The sequence below is a fragment of the Streptomyces sp. NRRL S-31 genome (assembly GCF_000718775.1).
Taxonomy (GTDB): domain Bacteria; phylum Actinomycetota; class Actinomycetes; order Streptomycetales; family Streptomycetaceae; genus Streptomyces.
Window position 1 is genome coordinate 1 of record NZ_JOCB01000068.1, and the last position, 17,878, is coordinate 17,878.

Below are 17,878 nucleotides of genomic sequence, written 5' to 3' on the forward strand. Positions count from 1 at the left end.
GGTCGTCGCGCGGGGGGGCGGGGTCGGGGGTGGGGGGCAGGCCGGGGAGGGTGGTGCGCAGGGCCGCGGCCAGGGTGTGGGCCGAGCCCGCCGTACCGGCCAGGGCGCCCGCCACCAGGGAGCCGAACAGCTTGCGGCGCAGGGCCGTCGGGTCGTCGGTGATCAGGCGGCCCCCCAGGGCGGGCGGAGCGATGCCGTGGCGGGCCAGCCGGGCGGGGCTGATCCGGATGTCGGCCAGGTCCCGGTAGACCAGGCGCACGGGCGTGCGGTCGGCCGCCAGGACCACCAGGAGGTTCTGGCCGTGCGCCTCCAGGGCCACGCCCAGGTCCAGCAGCCGCAGGCCCACCGTCAGCGCCAGCCGGGTGAACGCGGCCAGCCACGCGGGCGACCGGGGCAGGGACGTGGTGGCGAGCGCGGCCACCGGCAGGACGTGTTCCCCAGGCGCCGCGTACACCCCCGGCGACTCGCGCAGCAGCGCGGCCAGGCCGGGGGAGCCGGCCGTGACCGCCCCCAGCGTGCGGGTGACGTGCAGCAGCCCGCCGGTGCGCGCCGCCAGCTCCTCGCCGAGCGCGGTCAGCGGTGCCGCGGCCTCGACCGAGTACGCCGAGATGTCCCGCACCGACGACGTCAGCCGCGCGCTCAGCGCCGTCTTCACGTGCGGGCCGCCGGGCAGCGCCAGGGTGCGCAGCGACATCAGCGGCCGGGCCGCGCGCCAGGCGTCGCAGGGCTGCTTGAGCACGTGCGCTGCCTGCCAGGGATGCACCGGCACCAGCAGCCGCCCGCCCGCCCGCAGCTCCGCCGGCCAGTCCCCGGACACCAGGCACTCGTCCGCCGGCACCGGCACCGTCCCCAGCTCCACCACCGGCCCGTGCTCGGGTCCGTACGCCAGCTGGTCCGCCACCGAGAAGCCGGGCCGGGAACGGCAGCCCGGGTGGAACGGGTGCCCGTCGACAACCCGCCGCTCCCACGCCCAGTCCGCCTCCGGCCACTCCCGCGAATCGTCCCCGCCGGCCCGGGACAGCGCCAGCGAGGCCACGCTGTGCCCCAGCTCCGCCGCGAACGCGGAGCCGTGCGGCACCCGCAGGGCGGCCAGCAGCAGCGCCGGATCGTCGTACCGCTCCCGGTCCAGGAGCACGGCGCCGACGTACGCGCGCGTCGCGTACGGGTCCGCGCGCGGCCCGCGCAGGGTGCGGCCGTCGGCGAGGCGCAGCGCGAGGCCGTCGGCGTCCGGCGTCCTGCCGGTGACCCACGGCAGCGGCTCGTGGACCAGCGCCCGCCACAGCCGGGTCAGTACGGCGGCCCGGGCACCCGGCAGCTCCGCCGCGTACCGGGGCAGCAGGGCGGGCCGGACGGCCGCCAGCTCCTCGGCGATCTCGGTCTCGGCGGTACGGGCACGCTGCACGGTCGGCTCCTGGGGTAGGCGGGCACGGCACGATTGTCGGGGACCGCCGCGGACGGCGGCCATACTGATCGTCTCCGGCTCCCGGACGGCGCACCCGGCGTGCGCGGGGACGACCGCGAGCCCCTGGACGACGGACGAATGGAACGCGTGGACCTCACACCCCCCACCGGCGAGGCCGGCTGCCGCGCCGACGCGTACGCGTCGGCCCCGCTGCTCAACTGCCTGCTGCGAGAGGTCGCCGTGCCGCTCCCGGACGGCGCCGGCGACCGCCGCGCCCACCGGCTGCCGGACGGCCGGCTGCTGCGGGTGCGGGCCGGCCGGCGCCCCGCCGACCCCGAGTTGTACGGGGCCGGGGCCTGGCACCCGATCGGCCACCCGGAGCTGGTCAAACTGGTCGCCGAGGAGCTGCGCCGGCACACCGGGCTGCCCGGCGGCGACCTGCCCGCCGAGATGCTCGACAGCCGGGAGGCGGTCGCCGCCCTGCTCACCGCCCGCGCGCGGGCCACCCCGCCCGAGGACCCGTACCTGCGCTCCGAGCAGTCCCTGCTCATCGGCCACCCGTACCACCCGGCGCCCAAGGCGCGCGGCGGCGGCCCGGTCGCCTCCTGGCTGCCGTACGCCCCCGAGGCGCACGCCCGCTTCCCGCTGACGCTGCTCGGCGTCCGCGAGGACCAGGTGGCCGAGGAGGGCGACACCCGCGCGCTGGACGCCCTCGGCACGGCCCCGCCCGGCTACCGGCTGCTGCCCGCCCACCCCTGGCAGCTCGAGCTGGCCGGCCGCGACCTCGCGCCCGCGTTCGCCGACGGCCGGCTGCTGCGGCTCGGCACCACCGCGTCCGACACCTGGCCCACCGCCGCCGTCCGCACGGTGTACGAACCCGGCCGCGACCTGTTCCTGAAGTTCAGCCTGGACGTCCGCATCACCAACGACGTCCGCCGGCTGTGGCGCCACGACCTGCGCGGGCTCCGCCGCACCGACACCGCCGCCGGGCACGCCTTCGCGGCGATGGGCCCGCCCGCCGCCTGGCTCAGCGACCGCGGCTACCGCACCGCCGCCTTCGCCTTCGAGCAGCTGGCCGTGCTGGTCCGGGACGGGCTGCGCGGCCACCTCCTGCCGGGCGCCGTCCCGCTGCTCGCGGCGGGTCTCGCCGAGGGCTTCGCGGGCAGTCCGCTGGCCGCCGCCACCGATCCGGCCGGCTGGTGGGAGGCGTACCTGCGGCAGGTCGTACCGCCCGTGCTGACCGCCTTCGACGACCACGGGGTGGTCCTGGAGGCGCACCTCCAGAACACCCTGGTCGCCGTGGACGCGTCAGGCACCCCCGTGCAGGCCCTGTTCCGGGACGCCGAGGGCGCCAAGCTGCTGCCGGACGTGACGCGCGCCGCCGGCTGGGAGCGACTGGTGTACTGCCTGGTCGTCAACCACCTCTCGGAGATCGCCGGCGCCCTCGCCGACCACCACCCGGGTTTCGACCCCTGGCCCGCCGCCCGCCGCGAACTGGCCCGGCACGACCTGCCCGAGATCCCCGCCCTGCTGACCGCGCCCACGCTGCCCGGCAAGACGAACCTGCTGCTGCGCTGGACCGGCGCGGACGGCGCGGCCGCCCGCTACCAGCCACTGCCGAACCCCCTGGCACACCCCGCACCCGCCCCCTGACCCGCCGTGGGCCGCCCGGTACGCCGCGGTCGGACCATCACCACGTGTCGCCCGTCCACACCGAGATGGCTGCGGCACCCCGCCGGGCGGCCAGTCTCGTGCCCCGGAGGGATTCCTCCTCGGCTGTCACGCTTGGTTACTATGCTCACTTCAGGCCGGTGGCCGCAGGCAGGGGTCGCACCGCCATCGACGGACCGCTGGGGAGTGAGGGAGACGAGCGTGCCAGCCGGAACTCCCCGACTTCTCCCGAGGGCCGGTCGTGGACGTTCCCCCGGATCGGAACCCCTTGGAGGTGGCCATGAAACGCAAGGCCGATGAGTGGCGGAGCCTTCGAACATGCTGAGGGAAGTCTCCGCGACCCGGTACGTCGAACCCTTGCGATCCGGCGGCTCCGTCCCCGGAGTCGTCGAGGCCGACGATCTCGGCACGTACGTCGTGAAGTTCACCGGCTCTGCGCAGGGCCACAAGGCGCTGGTCGCCGAGATCATCGTCGGGGAGCTCGCCCGCGCGCTCGGCCTGCGCTTCCCGGAACTCGTCCTGGTCCACTTCGACCCGGCCATCGCCGCCGCCGAGCCGCACCAGGAGGTGCGCGAGCTGCACAGCGCCAGCGCGGGCGTCAACCTGGGCATGGACTATCTGCCCGGCGCCCGGGACTTCACCCCGGAGATCGCCCGGACCTTCCCGGTGGACCCGCTGGAGGCCGGCCGGATCGTCTGGCTGGACGCGCTGACCGCCAACGTCGACCGTACGGTGCACAGCTCCAACCTGATGGTGTGGCCGAACCTCGGCACCGCGCCCACGCGCCTGTGGCTCATCGACCACGGCGCCGCCCTCGTCTTCCACCACCGCTGGGACGCCACGGACCCGGGCCGGAAGTACGACTTCCGGCACCACGCCCTCGGCCTCTACGGCCCGGACGTGCGGGCCGCCGACGCCGAACTGGCGCCCCGGGTGACCGAGGAGCTGCTGCGCCGGATCGTCGCCGAGGTGCCGGACGCCTGGCTCGCCGAGGACGCCGGGTTCGCCACCCCCGACGACGTCCGCGACGCCTACGTCGGCTATCTGCTGGACCGCGTCCGGCGCTCGCCGGAGTGGCTGCCCACCGACTTCCCGAGCCGCGAGGAGCTGGCCGCCGAGGAGGCCGCCCGCACGGCGAAGACGCAGGCGGGCCGCCCGGACTGGCTGAAGCGGGTCCCCGACCTGCACGGCAAGCCGGCGGCGCAGCAGGACTGGTCGGTGCACCTGGGCTGAGGCCGCCAAGGCCCCGGCCCGGCGGCGCGAGGCGCCGCCGGACGGTCCGCCGGCCGGGTCGCTCGGCCGCACCGCCGAGGGGCGCCGCCGCCGCGGACCGCCCGCTCACGACGCGGCACGCCCCCGGCACCCACGGGTGCCGGGGGCGTCGCGGTGGGCGGGATCAGCCGCGCAGCTGCCGGTACGCCGGCAGGGTCAGGAAGTCGGCGTAGTCCTCGTCCAGGGCCACCTGGAGCAGCAGGTCGTGCGCCTGCTGCCAGTGTCCGGCCGCGAACGCCTCCTCGCCGATCTCCTTGCGGATGGCGTCGAGTTCCTCGGCGGCGACCTTGCGGGCCAGCTCCGGCGTGGCCGTGGCGCCGTTCTCGAACTCGACGCCCGCGTTGATCCACTGCCAGATCTGCGAGCGGGAGATCTCGGCGGTGGCCGCGTCCTCCATCAGGTTGAAGATGGCGACCGCGCCGAGCCCGCGCAGCCAGGCCTCGATGTACCGGATGCCGACCTGCACGGCGTTGACCAGGCCCGGGTACGTCGGCTTCGCGTCCAGCGAGTCGATCGCGATCAGGTCGGCGGCCTCGACGCGCACGTCCTCGCGCAGCCGGTCCTTCTGGTTCGGCCTGTCCCCGAGGACCTTGTCGAAGGACTCCATGGCGATCGGCACCAGGTCGGGGTGGGCGACCCAGGAGCCGTCGAATCCGTCGTTCGCCTCGCGGTCCTTGTCGGCGCGGACCTTCTCGAACGCGACCTTGTTGACCTCCGGGTCCCTGCGGGAGGGGATGAAGGCCGCCATGCCGCCGATGGCGTGCGCGCCGCGCTTGTGGCAGGTGCGGACGAGCAGTTCGGTGTAGGCCCGCATGAACGGGGCGGTCATGGTGACGGCGTTGCGGTCCGGCAGGACGAACTTGGCGCCGCCGTCCCGGAAGTTCTTCACGATGGAGAACAGGTAGTCCCAGCGGCCCGCGTTCAGCCCGGAGGCGTGGTCGCGGAGTTCGTAGAGGATCTCCTCCATCTCGTACGCGGCCGTGATGGTCTCGATCAGCACGGTGGCGCGGACGGTGCCCTGCGGGATGCCGACGTAGTCCTGCGCGAAGACGAACACGTCGTTCCACAGGCGGGCTTCGAGGTGCGACTCGGTCTTCGGCAGGTAGAAGTACGGGCCCTTGCCGAGGTCGAGCAGCCGCTGGGCGTTGTGGAAGAAGTACAGGCCGAAGTCGACCAGGGCGCCCGGCACCGGGCGGCCGTCGGCGTCGGTGAGGTGCCGCTCGTCCAGGTGCCAGCCGCGCGGCCGCATGACGACGGTCGCCAGCTCCTCGGCGGGTCGCAGGGCGTACGACTTGCCGGTGCGCTCGTCGGTGAAGTCGATGTTCCGGGTGTAGGCGTCGATCAGGTTGGCCTGGCCGAGGACGACGTTCTCCCAGGTCGGCGCGGAGGCGTCCTCGAAGTCGGCGAGCCAGACCCGCGCGCCCGAGTTGAGCGCGTTGATGGTCATCTTGCGGTCGGTGGGGCCGGTGATCTCGACGCGCCGGTCGTTCAGCGCGGCCGGGGCCGGGGCGACCCGCCAGGAGTCGTCCGCGCGGATCGCGGCCGTCTCCGGCAGGAAGTCGAGCGTGGAGGTGCGGGCGATCTCGGCGCGGCGCTCGGCCCGGCGGGCCAGGAGTTCGTCACGGCGCGGGGTGAACCGCCGGTGCAGCTCCGCCACGAAGGCGAGCGCCGCGTCCGTGAGGACCTCTTCCTGCCGGGGCAGGGGCTCGGCGTCGACGATGGCCAGCGGGGACGGCGCTGGTGCGGACATGAGCTGTCACTTCCTTCAGCGGTGGCACCGGGTGCCAAGTGGCGCGAATAGGGCAGACAGCGCCCGCTGTGCGGTCGGACGCTTCTGAGCAGTGGATAGTAGTTTCCTCATCGTGGAACTTCAATGGTTTGTTGATGTCGAGAATCTCTGGGTCGAGGGAAGGTGGCGCCGGGTGCCACCCCGCTCACTCAAGGTGGCCCAGATCGGCCTCGGTGTCGATGTCGTAGGGCTCGGCGACGTCGGCGCACTCCACGAGCCGGATCTCCGCCGCGTGCGCCTTCAGGTAGGTCCGCGCCCCGCGGTCCCCGGTCGCCTCCCGGGCCATGCCCGCCCAGTGCGCGGCGCCGAACAGCACGGGATGCCCGCGCACCCCGTCGTAGGCGGCCGAGACCAGCGACCCCTCGTCCTCGAACGCCCCGAGCACCCGGGCCACCGCGGCCGGTCCGATACCGGGCTGGTCCACCAGGCCGACCAGGGCCGCGCGCGCCCCCGTGCCGGCCAGCGAGGCCAGCCCGGCGCGCAGCGAGGAGCCCATGCCCTGCGCCCAGTCGGGGTTGTCCACCAGCACGCAGCCGTCCAGTTCGGCGCGGGCGCGCACCTCGTCCGACCGGGCGCCCAGCACCACGTGGACGCGCCCGCACCCGGCCGCGCGCAGCACCCCGGCCGCGTGTTCCACCAGGGGCCGCCCCCGGTGCGTCAGCAGCGCCTTGGGGCGTCCGCCGAGCCGTCTGCCGCCGCCGGCCGCGAGCAGCAGCCCCGCGACGTCCCGCTGAAGATCCCGGTTGTCCGTCATGGGTCCTGCATACCCGACGGCGCCGGGACCGACCGGTTTTCCGCCACCGGTTCCGTTGGGCTGAATTTCGGTCCGCGCTGTGGCGCTCCCGCGCGGGGTGGCGTTTACTGACCCGCGCACGAGGGCGTTCCGAGGGGGGAGGGCTGTGTTGCGGAGCTTGGGGCAGGCGCCGGTGACCGGCAGCGACGAGGACCCGAGGGTGGCGGAACTGCGGAGCGCGGTGTCCCGGCTGCGCCGTCAGCTCGCCGCGCTGCCGGCGGACTTCCCCGACCGGACGATAGCCGAGGACGAGCTGGCGGCCCTGGCGGCGATGGCCGCGAGCGGCCTGCCGGAGATCCCGCGCCTGCGCGGCTCCCTGCTGCTGATCGCCGGGGCGATCGGCTCGATGAGCGCGCTGGCCCGGGGCCTGTCACAGGTGCGCGACGCGGTGAACCTGTTCGGCGACAGGCCCTAGGGAGCCCTGGCGAAGCCCTGGGGAAGGGCAGTGGCGCACGCGCGGTCCAGGGCGGTGACGCACGGACCAGGGTCCCGGCGGCGCCGGCCCGGCTCCGGGCGTGCGAGTCGCCCGCCACGGCCGCGTCGGGCGACTCGGCCGTGGCGGGCGCCGTGGGCCGGTCAGCCCTGGTTCTGGCTGACCAGCGCGGCGGACAGTTCGCGGGCGACCTGCTGGAGGACCGGCACGATCCGCTCCGTGGCCGTCTCCGTGACCCGTCCCGCCGGTCCGGAGATGGAGATGGCGGCCGCCGTGGGGGAGTCGGGCACGGACACCGCGAGGCACCGCACCCCGATCTCCTGCTCGTTGTCGTCGACGGCGTACCCCGCCTGCCGTACCTCCGCCAGCGCGGCGAGGAACCCCTCCGGCGTGGTGATGGTCTTCTCGGTCGCCGCGGGCATGCCGGTCCGGGACAGCAGCGCCCGCACCTCCGCGTCCGGCACCCCCGCCAGCAGCGCCTTGCCCACACCGGTCGAGTGCGGCAGCACCCGCCGGCCGACCTCGGTGAACATCCGCATGGAGTGCTTGGAGGGCACCTGGGCGACGTAGACGATCTCGTCGCCGTCGAGCAGCGCCATGTTCGCGGTCTCGCCGGTCTCCTCCACCAGCCGGGCCAGGTACGGCCGCGCCCAGGTGCCGAGCAGCCGGGACGCGGACTCGCCGAGCCGGATCAGCCGGGGCCCGAGCGCGTACCGCCGGTTGGCCTGCTGCCGTACGTAGCCGCAGGCGACCAGCGTGCGCATCAGCCGGTGGATGGTCGGCAGCGGCAGTCCGCTGGCCGCGGACAGCTCGCTCAATCCCACCTCGCCGCCCGCGTCCGCCATCCGCTCGAGCAGGTCGAAGGCGCGCTCCAGGGACTGCACCCCACCGGCGGCGGAGGGCTTGGCGGAGTCGGTGGCGCTGGCGCTGGACGTCGGCACGGCGCGTTCCTTTCGGGGCTGGCGGGAGGGCAGAAGCCTACCCGGCAGCCGGTTGACTCCCTGCTTGTACATAGCTACGTTCTGCTTGCTGGAATTCTAATTCCGCTTTGTGGAAACGTCCAGGGGTTCACGCTGCCTTCGTGTGCCCGCGTGGTGTCCAAAAGTGTGCCCCTTGACGGTCGGGAAGCGGGAGTGAACACTCCTTCAACAGAACGTTGAAATCCGTTACGTGGGTGTACATCCCGGTTCCTGGATGCAAGACGGCGGTAGAGAGAGGGGTTCGGGTGTCCGACGCTGAACTGGTGCTGCGCTCGACGCGCGTGGTCACTCCGGAGGGGACGCGGGCCGCCACGGTCACCGTGTCCGCCGGGACGATCACGGCCGTCCTGCCGTACGACGCCGAGGTCCCGGCCGGGGCCCGGCTGGAGGACGTCGGCGACCACATCCTGCTGCCCGGCCTGGTCGACACCCACGTGCACGTCAACGACCCGGGCCGCACCGAGTGGGAGGGCTTCTGGACCGCCACCCGCGCGGCGGCGGCCGGCGGCATCACCACCCTGGTCGACATGCCGCTCAACTCCCTGCCGCCGACCACCACCGTGGACCACCTGCGGATCAAGCAGGCGGTGGCCCGGGACAAGGCGCACATCGACGTCGGCTTCTGGGGCGGCGCCCTGCCCGACAACGTCAAGGACCTGCGCCCGCTGCACGACGCCGGCGTCTTCGGGTTCAAGGCGTTCCTCTCCCCGTCCGGCGTCGACGAGTTCCCGCACCTCGACCAGGACCGGCTCGCGCGGTCCCTGGCCGAGATCGCCGGGTTCGGCGGACTGCTCATCGTGCACGCCGAGGACCCGCACCACCTGGCCGCCGCCCCGCAGCACGGCGGCCCCAAGTACGCGGACTTCCTCGCCTCCCGCCCGCGCGACGCCGAGGACACGGCCATCGCGAACCTGATCGCGCAGGCCCGGCGCCTCGACGCCCGGGTGCACGTGCTGCACCTCTCCTCCGGTGACGCCCTGCCGCTGATCCGCGCCGCGCGCGCCGAGGGCGTCCGCGTCACCGTCGAGACCTGCCCGCACTACCTCACCCTCACCGCCGAGGAAGTCCCGGACGGTGCCAGCGAGTTCAAGTGCTGCCCGCCCATCCGCGAGGCCGCCAACCAGGACCTGCTCTGGGCGGCGCTGGCCGACGGCACCATCGACTGCGTGGTCACCGACCACTCGCCCTCCACCGCCGATCTGAAGACGGACGACTTCGCCACCGCCTGGGGCGGCATCTCCGGCCTCCAGCTCAGCCTGCCGGCGGTGTGGACCGAGGCCCGCAGGCGCGGCCACACCCTGGAGGACGTGGTCCGCTGGATGTCCACGCGCACCGCCGGCCTGGTCGGCCTGGACCGCAAGGGCGCCATCGAGGCCGGCCGCGACGCCGACTTCGCCGTGCTCGCGCCCGACGAGACCTTCACCGTCGACCCGGCCGGCCTCCAGCACCGCAACCGGGTCACCGCCTACGCCGGCAGGACCCTGTACGGCGTCGTCAAGTCCACCTGGCTGCGCGGCGAACGCATCGTCGCCGACGGCGTGTTCACCGAGCCGAAGGGCACGCTCCTCAGCCGCACCCACTGAAAGCCACCCACCGAGCCCCGAAAGGAAGACCTGATCACCGTGACGGCGACACCCAGCTTCACCGGCGACGCGAACCCCTACGGAGGCGGCGACCCGTACGCGGACTACCGCACCGCCGACTTCCCCTTCACCCGGTACGCCAACCTCGCCGACCGGCGGCTCGGCGCCGGGGTCATCGCCGCCAACGACGAGTTCTTCGCCGAGCGGGAGAACCTGCTGGTGCCCGAACGGGCCGAGTTCGACCCCGAGCACTTCGGTCACAAGGGCAAGATCATGGACGGCTGGGAGACCCGCCGCCGGCGCGGCGCCTCCGCCGCCCACCCGTGGCCGACGGCCGAGGACCACGACTGGGCGCTGGTCCGGCTCGGCGCGCCCGGGGTGATCCGCGGCATCGTCGTCGACACCGCCCACTTCCGCGGCAACTACCCGCAGGCCGTCTCCGTCGAGGCCACCTCCGTACCCGGCTCGCCCTCCCCGGAGGAACTGCTGGGCGAGGACGTGAAGTGGACGACGCTGGTGCCGCGCACCCCGGTCGGCGGACACGCGGCGAACGGCTTCGCCGTCTCGGCCGAGCAGCGCTTCACCCACCTGCGGATCAACCAGCACCCCGACGGCGGCATCGCCCGGCTGCGCGTGTACGGCGAGGTCGTCCCGGACCCCGAGTGGCTCGCGGCCCTCGGCACCTTCGACGTGGTCGCCCTGGAGAACGGCGGCCAGGCCGAGGACGCCTCCAACCTCTTCTACTCCCCGGCCACCAACACCATCCAGCCCGGCCGGTCCCGCAAGATGGACGACGGCTGGGAGACCCGCCGCCGCCGGGACCGGGGCAACGACTGGATCAGCTACCGGCTCGTCGCCCAGTCCCAGGTCCGGGCGGTCGAGATCGACACCGCCTACCTGAAGGGCAACAGCGCCGGCTGGGCGTCGGTCTCCGTCCGGGACGGCGAGGACGGCGAGTGGACCGAGGTCCTCCCGCGCACCCCGCTCCAGCCCGACACCAACCACCGCTTCGTCCTGCCCGAGCCGGCGGTCGGCACCCACGCGCGGATCGACATCTTCCCCGACGGCGGCATCTCCCGGCTGCGCCTGTTCGGCTCCCTGACCGAGCAGGGCGCGAGCGGTCTGGCCGCCCGCCACCAGGAGCTGGGGGGCTGACCCCGGCCCACGCGCACGCGTGGGGTGCCCCGGTCCGACAGCACCGGGGCACCCGCGCGCCACCCCCGCCGATCCTCGTCCCGGCGGTCCGGAACCTTTTCCTCCGCCTGCCGCGTTGTCTCCCACGTGACCCTTCAGCAAGAGATCGTCGGCAACGCCATGCAGATGGCGGTCGTCAACCTGCGTCCCGGCCAGACCGTCTACTGCGAGGCCGGGAAGTTCCTGTTCAAGACCACCAACGTGACCATGGAGACGCGGCTGTCCGGCCCCTCCGGCAGCGGCGGGCAGCAGCAGGGCGGCTCGGGCGGCGGCATGGGCGGCCTGCTCCGCCAGGCCATGGGCACCGCCATGCAGGTGGGCCAGCGCATGCTCGCCGGTGAGTCGCTGGCCTTCCAGTACTTCACCGCCCAGGGCGGCGAGGGCACGGTCGGCTTCGCGGGCGTGCTCCCCGGCGAGATGCGCGCCCTGGAGCTGGACGGCGGGCGTGCGTGGTTCGCCGAGAAGGACGCCTTCGTGGCCGCCGAGTCCACCGTCGACTTCGGCATCGCCTTCGCCGGCGGCCGGACCGGCATGAGCGGCGGCGAGGGCTTCGTCCTGGAGAAGTTCACCGGGCACGGCACCGTGATCATCGCCGGCGCGGGGAACTTCATCGACCTGAACCCGGCGGACTTCGGCGGGCGCATCGAGGTCGACACCGGCTGCGTGGTCGCCTTCGAGGAGGGCGTCGAGTACGGCGTCCAGCGCGTAGGCGGCCTCAACCGCCAGGGGATCATGAACGCCGTCTTCGGCGGCGAGGGCCTGTCCCTGGCCACGCTGGAGGGCGACGGCCGGGTGATCCTCCAGTCGCTCACCATCGAGGGACTGGCCAACGCCCTGAAGAAGGCGCAGGGCGGCGACAAGCAGGGCCCGACGGGCGGACTGTTCTCGACACACGCCGGCTGAGCCGACGGGCCGCCGGGCGGGCTCAGCAGCCGTAGTCGACCAGGTCGAACGTGGCGTAGTGGTCCGCCGTGTAGTAGTCCTCCCGGTACTGCTCACCGGTGACGATGCGGCGCGCACCGCGCGTGGGGGAGCCCGGCGTGATCACCGTGTACTCGTGGTAGTAGCCCGTGGACCGGCTGGGCAGGACGTGCTCCCGGTTCTGGAAGACGACGCCGTCCTGCGAGTACGGGAACGGACCGCCCTGCTCGATCAGCTTCAGCGTGTCGTACGCCTGCGGGGGCAGGTCGCCGTAGCAGACGCTGCCGACGGACCGGGCGGCGGCGTCGGCCGCGGTGGCGGAGACGGTGCCGCCCACGAGGAGGGCGGACAGGAGGGCGGCTGCCGCACCGAGGCGCGTGGCGCGTGGGGGGAATCTCATGGACTCATGATGACGCGCGTAGATCATGGCATGTCAATGACAAGGCGCCAGAGTTCACCGGTGCGGCCGTGAATTTTTCCCCGGGGTTGACCCGTCGCCTCCCCGCCATCACACCTTCCTCACGACACGAACACGGTGGTGCCCGCGCGCCGCACTCAGCCGTACGACGGCCCCTCCCGGTCCGGGATCTCCGCGAGTGGCACCGGTCGCCGCTCGCGCCGGGAGATCTCGCAGGCCTCCGCGATCCGCAGCGCCCGCAGCGCCTCCCCGCCGTCGCACGGATTGGTCCGTTCGCCGCGCACCACCCGCACGAAGGCGTTCAGCTCGGCCTCGTAGGCGGGCCCGAACCGCTCCAGGAAGCCCGTCCACGGCTTGTCCGCGGGCGGCGGCCCGGTCGGCTCGGTGGAGGCGAGGGGCGTACGGTCGTCCAGGCCCACCACCACCGTGTCGCGCTCCCCGGCCAGTTCCATGCGGACGTCGTAGCCGGCGCCGTTCAGCCGGGTCGCCGTCACCGCGGCCGGGGTGCCGTCGTCCAGCGTGAGCAGCGCGGCCCCCGTGCCGACGTCCCCCGCCTCGCGGAACATCGCGGGACCGGCGTCCGACCCGGTGGCGTACACGTCGGCCACCTCCCGGCCCGTCACCCACCGCAGCATGTCGAAGTCGTGGATCAGCATGTCCCGGAACAGCCCGCCGGACAGCGGCAGCCATCCTTCCGGGGGAGGGGACTGGTCGCAGGTCATGGCCCGCACGGTGTGCAGCCGGCCGAGACGGCCCGCGGCCACGGCCTCCCGGGCGCCGGCGTACCCCGCGTCGAACCGCCGCTGGAAGCCCATCTGGAGGACCGTCCCGGCGGCCTCCACCTCGGCGAGCGCGCGCAGCGTGCCCAGCAGGTCGAGGGCGATCGGCTTCTCGCAGAAGACCGGCAGGCCCGAGCGGGCCGCCCGGCCGATGAGTTCGGCGTGGGCCGACGTCGCCGTGGTGATCACGACCGCGTCCACGCCCCATCTGAAGATCTCGTCCACGCCCGGCGCCGCCGTCTCGCCCAGTCGGTGCGCCAGTGTCCGCGCCCGCGCCGGCTCGGCGTCCGCCAGGATCAGCGAGCCGACCTCGCGGTGGCGGCTGAGCGTCCTCGCGTGCAGGGTGCCGATGCGGCCCGTACCGATGACCCCGATGCGCATGGAAACAAAGTGGGGGCGGAGGCCGCACGCTGTCAATTGATATGTCCGGACAATCGGACTACACGACTTCCCGTCAACCTGGCACGGGGCTACGCTCGAACCCGTGCCGAAACCAGATGTGGACCCGACCGTGCCGCTCGACCTCCGTGTGGACCGAAGCTCCCCGGTGCCGCTGTACTTCCAGCTCTCCCAGCAGCTGGAGGCCGCCATCGAGCACGGCGGTCTCACCCCGGGCAGCCTGCTCGGCAACGAGATCGAACTGGCCGCGCGGCTCGGTCTGTCCCGGCCGACCGTCCGCCAGGCCATTCAGTCCCTGGTCGACAAGGGGCTCCTCGTCCGGCGCCGGGGCGTGGGCACCCAGGTCGTGCACAGCCGGGTCAAACGCCCGCTGGAACTGAGCAGCCTCTACGACGACCTGGAGGCGGCCGGCCAGCGCCCCGCGACCAAGGTGCTGGTCAACACGGTGGTTCCGGCCTCCGCCGGGGTCGCCGCCGCGCTCGGTGTGGCCGAGGGCGGGGAGGTCCACCGCGTCGAACGGCTCCGCCTCGCCCACGGCGAACCGATGGCCTACCTGATCAACCACCTGCCGCCCGGCCTGCTCGACCTCGGCACCGACCAGCTGGAGGCCACCGGTCTGTACCGGCTGCTGCGCTCCGCCGGGATCACCCTGCACAGCGCCCGCCAGTCCATCGGCGCCCGCGGCGCCACGGCCGCCGAGGCCGAGCGGCTCACGGAGCACGAGGGGGCGCCGCTGCTGACCATGCAGCGCACCACCTACGACGACACCGGGCGCGCGGTGGAATTCGGCGACCACACCTACCGCCCGAGCCGCTACTCCTTCGAGTTCCAGCTCCTCGTACGGTCCTGACGGCGACCGCCGACAGCGTCCGCCGACGGAGACGTCTGGCGGCGTTCTCCGGCCTCCCCGGCGCCCCGCACTTCGTAGCGATGTCCGGACAAGAGAGACGTTTCCGGGGTCCCGGCCGTTCCCCGCGCGCTCCGCGTGACCGATACTGAAGTGTTCGGGGGCTGGTGAGTCACCGCCGGTACGCGCCGCCGGTGGGTCACCCGCCCCTCACGCACGTCGGAGCAGAGCAAGAGCGGAACAAGAAGGGCACGGCCTCGTGGCACGGTTTCGGACCTGGGTAGGCATAGCGCTGGCGGGGGCACTCTCCGTGTCCCTGGCGGCGTGCAGCAGCACCGGAGGCAAGCGGGCGGAGGACGCCCGCAAGGCCGCCGCGGCCCAGGGGCGGGCGGCGGTGGACACCCCCCGCTGGACCTTCGCGATGATCACCCACTCGGGGGACGGCGACACCTTCTGGGACATCGTGCAGAGCGGCGCCAAGCAGGCCGCCGTCAAGGACAACATCAAGTTCCTGTACTCGCACGACGACGAGGCCCAGCAGCAGGCCCAGCTGGTGGACGCGGCCGTGGACAAGAAGGTCGACGGCATCATCGTCACCCTCGCCAAGCCGGACGCCATGAAGGCCGCCGTGGCACGCGCCGAGAAGGCCGGCATCCCGGTGATCACGGTGAACTCCGGCTCCGAGCAGTCCAAGGAGTTCGGCGCCCTCACCCACATCGGCCAGGACGAGACCATCGCCGGCGAGGCCGTCGGCGACGAGCTGAACCGGCGCGGGAAGAAGAAGGCCCTGTGCGTGCTGCACGAACAGGGCAACGTGGGGCACGAGCAGCGCTGCGACGGTGTCGCCAAGACCTTCCGCGGCACGCTGCGCAAGCTCTACGTCAACGGCACCAACATGCCCGACGTGCAGTCCGCCATCGAGGCCAAGCTCCAGACCGACAAGTCCATCGACTCCGTCGTCACCCTCGGCGCGCCCTACGCCGACACGGCCGTGAAGGCGCGGACGGACGCGGGCAGCAAGGCCGAGATCGACACCTTCGACCTCAACGGGAAGGTCGCGGCCTCGCTGAAGAACGGCACCCTCGGCTTCGCCGTCGACCAGCAGCCGTACCTCCAGGGCTACCAGGCCGTCGACCTGCTGTGGCTGTACAAGTACAACGGTGACGTCCTCGGCGGCGGCAAGCCGGTCCTGACCGGCCCGCAGATCATCACCAAGGACCAGGCCGGCGCGCTGGCGGAGTACACCGACCGGGGCACCCGATGAGCGCGGCGACCGACGGCACGCCCGGCGGCGCGAGCGGGACCACGGGCGGCGCGAGCGCGACCACCGACGGCGCGAGCGGGGCGACTGCCCTGGGCGGAGGGAGCGGTACGAGCGGGGTGACGGTCGACGAACGGATTCTGCGCACCTCCGCGGCGCGCGGGCTGCTCGCCCGCCCCGAACTGGGCTCGGTCGTCGGCGCCCTCGCGGTGTTCGTCTTCTTCGCCTTCGTCGCCGACGGCTTCCTGCGCGCCTCCAGCCTCAGCACCGTCCTGTACGCCTCCTCGACCATCGGCATCATGGCCGTACCGGTGGCCCTGCTGATGATCGGCGGCGAGTTCGACCTGTCGGCCGGCGTCCTGGTGACGTCCTCGGCACTGGTCTCCTCGATGTTCAGCTACCAGATGACGGCGAACGTGTGGGTCGGCGTGGGCGTGTCCCTCCTGGTCACCCTCGCCATCGGCGCCTTCAACGGCTTCGTGCTCACCCGCACCAGACTGCCCAGCTTCATCGTCACGCTCGGCACCTTCCTGATGCTGACCGGCATGAACCTCGGCTTCACCAAACTGATCGACGACACGGTCTCCACCAAGACCATCGGCGACATGGAGGGCTTCCCGAGCGCCCGCGCGGTCTTCGCCTCGACGCTCAGCGTCGGCGGCGTCGACGTCAAGGTCACCATCCTGTGGTGGCTGGGCCTGGTCGCCCTCGCCTCCTGGGTGCTGCTGCGCACCCGCACCGGCAACTGGATCTTCGCCGTCGGCGGCAACGAGGACGCGGCCCGCGCGGTCGGCGTCCCGGTCGCCAAGACCAAGATCGGCCTCTACATGGGCGTCGCGTTCGGCGCCTGGATCTCCGGCCAGCACCTGCTCTTCTCCTTCGACGCCGTCCAGTCCGGCGAGGGAGTCGGCAACGAGCTGATCTACATCATCGCGGCCGTCATCGGCGGCTGTCTGATCACCGGCGGCCACGGCAGCGCGGTCGGCTCGGCGGTGGGCGCGCTCCTGTTCGGCATGACCAGCAAGGGCATCGTCTTCGCCGAGTGGAACCCCGACTGGTTCAAGTTCTTCCTCGGAGCGATGCTGCTCCTCGCGACCCTGCTCAACGCCTGGGTCCGCAAGCGCGCGGAGGCCACCAAGTGACTCTCGTAGAGCTGGCCGGCGTCAGCAAGTACTACGGCTCGGTCCGGGCCCTCGAAGGTGTCTCGCTGGAGGTCGACCCCGGTGCGATCACCTGTGTCCTCGGCGACAACGGGGCCGGCAAGTCCACCCTGATCAAGATCATCGCGGGGCTGCACCGGCACGACCGCGGCACGCTGAGCATCGAGGGGGAGGAGACGATCCTCTCCTCCCCGCGGGACGCCCTGGACCGCGGGATCGCCACCGTCTACCAGGACCTGGCGGTGGTCCCGCTCATGCCGGTGTGGCGCAACTTCTTCCTCGGCTCCGAGCCTCGCAGGGGCAAGGGCCCCTTCAAGCGCCTGGACACCGACTTCATGCGCGAGACGACCCGGTCCGCACTGCTGCGCATGGGCATCGACCTCCGCGACGTCGACCAGCCCATCGGCACCCTGTCCGGCGGCGAACGCCAGTGCGTGGCGATCGCCCGCGCGGTCCACTTCGGCGCCAAGGTCCTCGTCCTGGACGAGCCGACGGCGGCACTGGGCGTGAAGCAGTCCGGTGTGGTCCTCAAATATGTGGCGGCAGCACGCGACGAGGGCCTGGGCGTCGTCTTGATCACCCACAACCCGCACCACGCGTACCTCGTGGGGGACCGGTTCGTGCTGCTCCGGCGCGGCACGATGGTGGGCCACTACACACGGGACGAGATCACGCTGGACGAGCTGACCAAGCAGATGGCGGGCGGAGCCGACCTGGACGCCCTGGTCCACGAGCTCCAGCGGGGCTGACGGGGACCTGACGATCCGAGGCGGGCCGGCGAGGTCTGGCCGCGGCACCCGGCGCCTCGCGAGGATGCGCCGGGTGCCGGGCCGTACGTTCGTGTCCGGCGATGGACCCGTCCATGCCAGGTGATGGGCCGTCCATGTCCGGTGACGGTCATGCCCGCCCGGTGACGGACCGTCCGCGCGCCGTGACGGATCTCGCGGGCTAGTCGGCGGGCCACCCGCGCGCGGTG

16 protein-coding genes are annotated in these 17,878 nt (G+C 73.1%); 10 read left to right on the forward strand and 6 right to left on the reverse strand.

Annotated elements, in window-relative coordinates:
* Positions 1-1,402, reverse strand: a 1,402-nt coding sequence (locus IF37_RS0124765) for an IucA/IucC family protein (RefSeq protein ID WP_030746561.1), incomplete at its 3' end; no start/stop codon positions are given.
* A gap of 138 nt (positions 1,403-1,540) precedes the next feature.
* On the opposite strand from IF37_RS0124765, the gene IF37_RS0124770 reads away from it, so the two are divergent.
* Positions 1,541-3,055, forward strand: a complete 1,515-nt coding sequence (locus tag IF37_RS0124770; protein ID WP_030746564.1) for an IucA/IucC family siderophore biosynthesis protein — start codon at positions 1,541-1,543, stop codon at positions 3,053-3,055.
* Between the two features lie 336 nt (positions 3,056-3,391).
* Complete coding sequence (locus IF37_RS0124775; protein ID WP_030746566.1) at positions 3,392-4,306, forward strand: HipA family kinase; 915 nt, start codon at positions 3,392-3,394, stop codon at positions 4,304-4,306.
* Between the two features lie 163 nt (positions 4,307-4,469).
* Here the strand turns inward: IF37_RS0124775 and aceB are convergent, their stop codons facing one another.
* Entirely contained in the window at positions 4,470-6,095 is a 1,626-nt protein-coding gene (gene aceB / locus IF37_RS0124780) for a malate synthase A (protein WP_030746567.1), read from the reverse strand.
* Positions 6,096-6,279: 184 nt separating this feature from the next.
* A complete protein-coding gene (locus tag IF37_RS0124785) occupies positions 6,280-6,888 on the reverse strand; it encodes an NTP transferase domain-containing protein (protein WP_030746568.1) in 609 nt (202 codons plus the stop codon).
* A gap of 145 nt (positions 6,889-7,033) precedes the next feature.
* Between IF37_RS0124785 and IF37_RS0124790 the strand changes: the two genes are divergently transcribed.
* Positions 7,034-7,342, forward strand: a complete 309-nt coding sequence (locus IF37_RS0124790; protein ID WP_079165868.1) for a DUF5955 family protein — start codon at positions 7,034-7,036, stop codon at positions 7,340-7,342.
* Positions 7,343-7,503: 161 nt separating this feature from the next.
* On the opposite strand, the gene IF37_RS0124795 is transcribed toward IF37_RS0124790, so the two are convergent.
* Positions 7,504-8,301: an IclR family transcriptional regulator gene (locus IF37_RS0124795; protein ID WP_030746576.1), complete on the reverse strand. Its 798-nt coding sequence runs from the start codon at positions 8,299-8,301 to the stop codon at positions 7,504-7,506.
* 284 nt (positions 8,302-8,585) lie between these two features.
* Between IF37_RS0124795 and allB the strand changes: the two genes are divergently transcribed.
* From allB to IF37_RS0124810, 3 genes are all read left to right on the forward strand, one after another.
* Positions 8,586-9,923 carry an allantoinase AllB gene (gene allB / locus IF37_RS0124800; RefSeq protein WP_030746578.1) on the forward strand — a complete coding sequence of 446 codons (1,338 nt, stop codon included), beginning with the start codon at positions 8,586-8,588 and terminating at the stop codon, positions 9,921-9,923.
* Positions 9,924-9,962: 39 nt separating this feature from the next.
* Complete coding sequence (gene alc, locus IF37_RS0124805; RefSeq protein WP_030746579.1) at positions 9,963-11,078, forward strand: allantoicase; 1,116 nt, start codon at positions 9,963-9,965, stop codon at positions 11,076-11,078.
* A 126-nt stretch (positions 11,079-11,204) separates the two neighbouring features.
* Entirely contained in the window at positions 11,205-12,020 is an 816-nt protein-coding gene (locus tag IF37_RS0124810) for an AIM24 family protein (RefSeq protein ID WP_030746582.1), read from the forward strand.
* Between the two features lie 22 nt (positions 12,021-12,042).
* On the opposite strand, the gene IF37_RS0124815 is transcribed toward IF37_RS0124810, so the two are convergent.
* On the reverse strand, positions 12,043-12,438 hold the full coding sequence (locus IF37_RS0124815; RefSeq protein ID WP_030746585.1) for a ribonuclease domain-containing protein: 396 nt from the start codon (positions 12,436-12,438) through the stop codon (positions 12,043-12,045).
* 155 nt (positions 12,439-12,593) lie between these two features.
* A complete protein-coding gene (locus tag IF37_RS0124820; protein ID WP_030746589.1) occupies positions 12,594-13,616 on the reverse strand; it encodes a Gfo/Idh/MocA family oxidoreductase in 1,023 nt (340 codons plus the stop codon).
* A gap of 130 nt (positions 13,617-13,746) precedes the next feature.
* On the opposite strand from IF37_RS0124820, the gene IF37_RS0124825 reads away from it, so the two are divergent.
* From IF37_RS0124825 to IF37_RS0124840, 4 genes are all read left to right on the forward strand, one after another.
* On the forward strand, positions 13,747-14,484 hold the full coding sequence (locus tag IF37_RS0124825; protein WP_106981848.1) for a GntR family transcriptional regulator: 738 nt from the start codon (positions 13,747-13,749) through the stop codon (positions 14,482-14,484).
* Positions 14,485-14,740: 256 nt separating this feature from the next.
* Complete coding sequence (locus IF37_RS0124830) at positions 14,741-15,745, forward strand: sugar ABC transporter substrate-binding protein (RefSeq protein WP_030746595.1); 1,005 nt, start codon at positions 14,741-14,743, stop codon at positions 15,743-15,745.
* Entirely contained in the window at positions 15,742-16,884 is a 1,143-nt protein-coding gene (locus IF37_RS0124835; RefSeq protein WP_253915836.1) for an ABC transporter permease, read from the forward strand. Before IF37_RS0124830 ends, IF37_RS0124835 begins: the two co-directional genes overlap by 4 nt.
* Positions 16,881-17,651: an ATP-binding cassette domain-containing protein gene (locus IF37_RS0124840; RefSeq protein ID WP_030746599.1), complete on the forward strand. Its 771-nt coding sequence runs from the start codon at positions 16,881-16,883 to the stop codon at positions 17,649-17,651. The genes IF37_RS0124835 and IF37_RS0124840 overlap by 4 nt, the downstream gene beginning before the upstream one ends.
* Positions 17,652-17,878 lie beyond the last annotated feature (227 nt).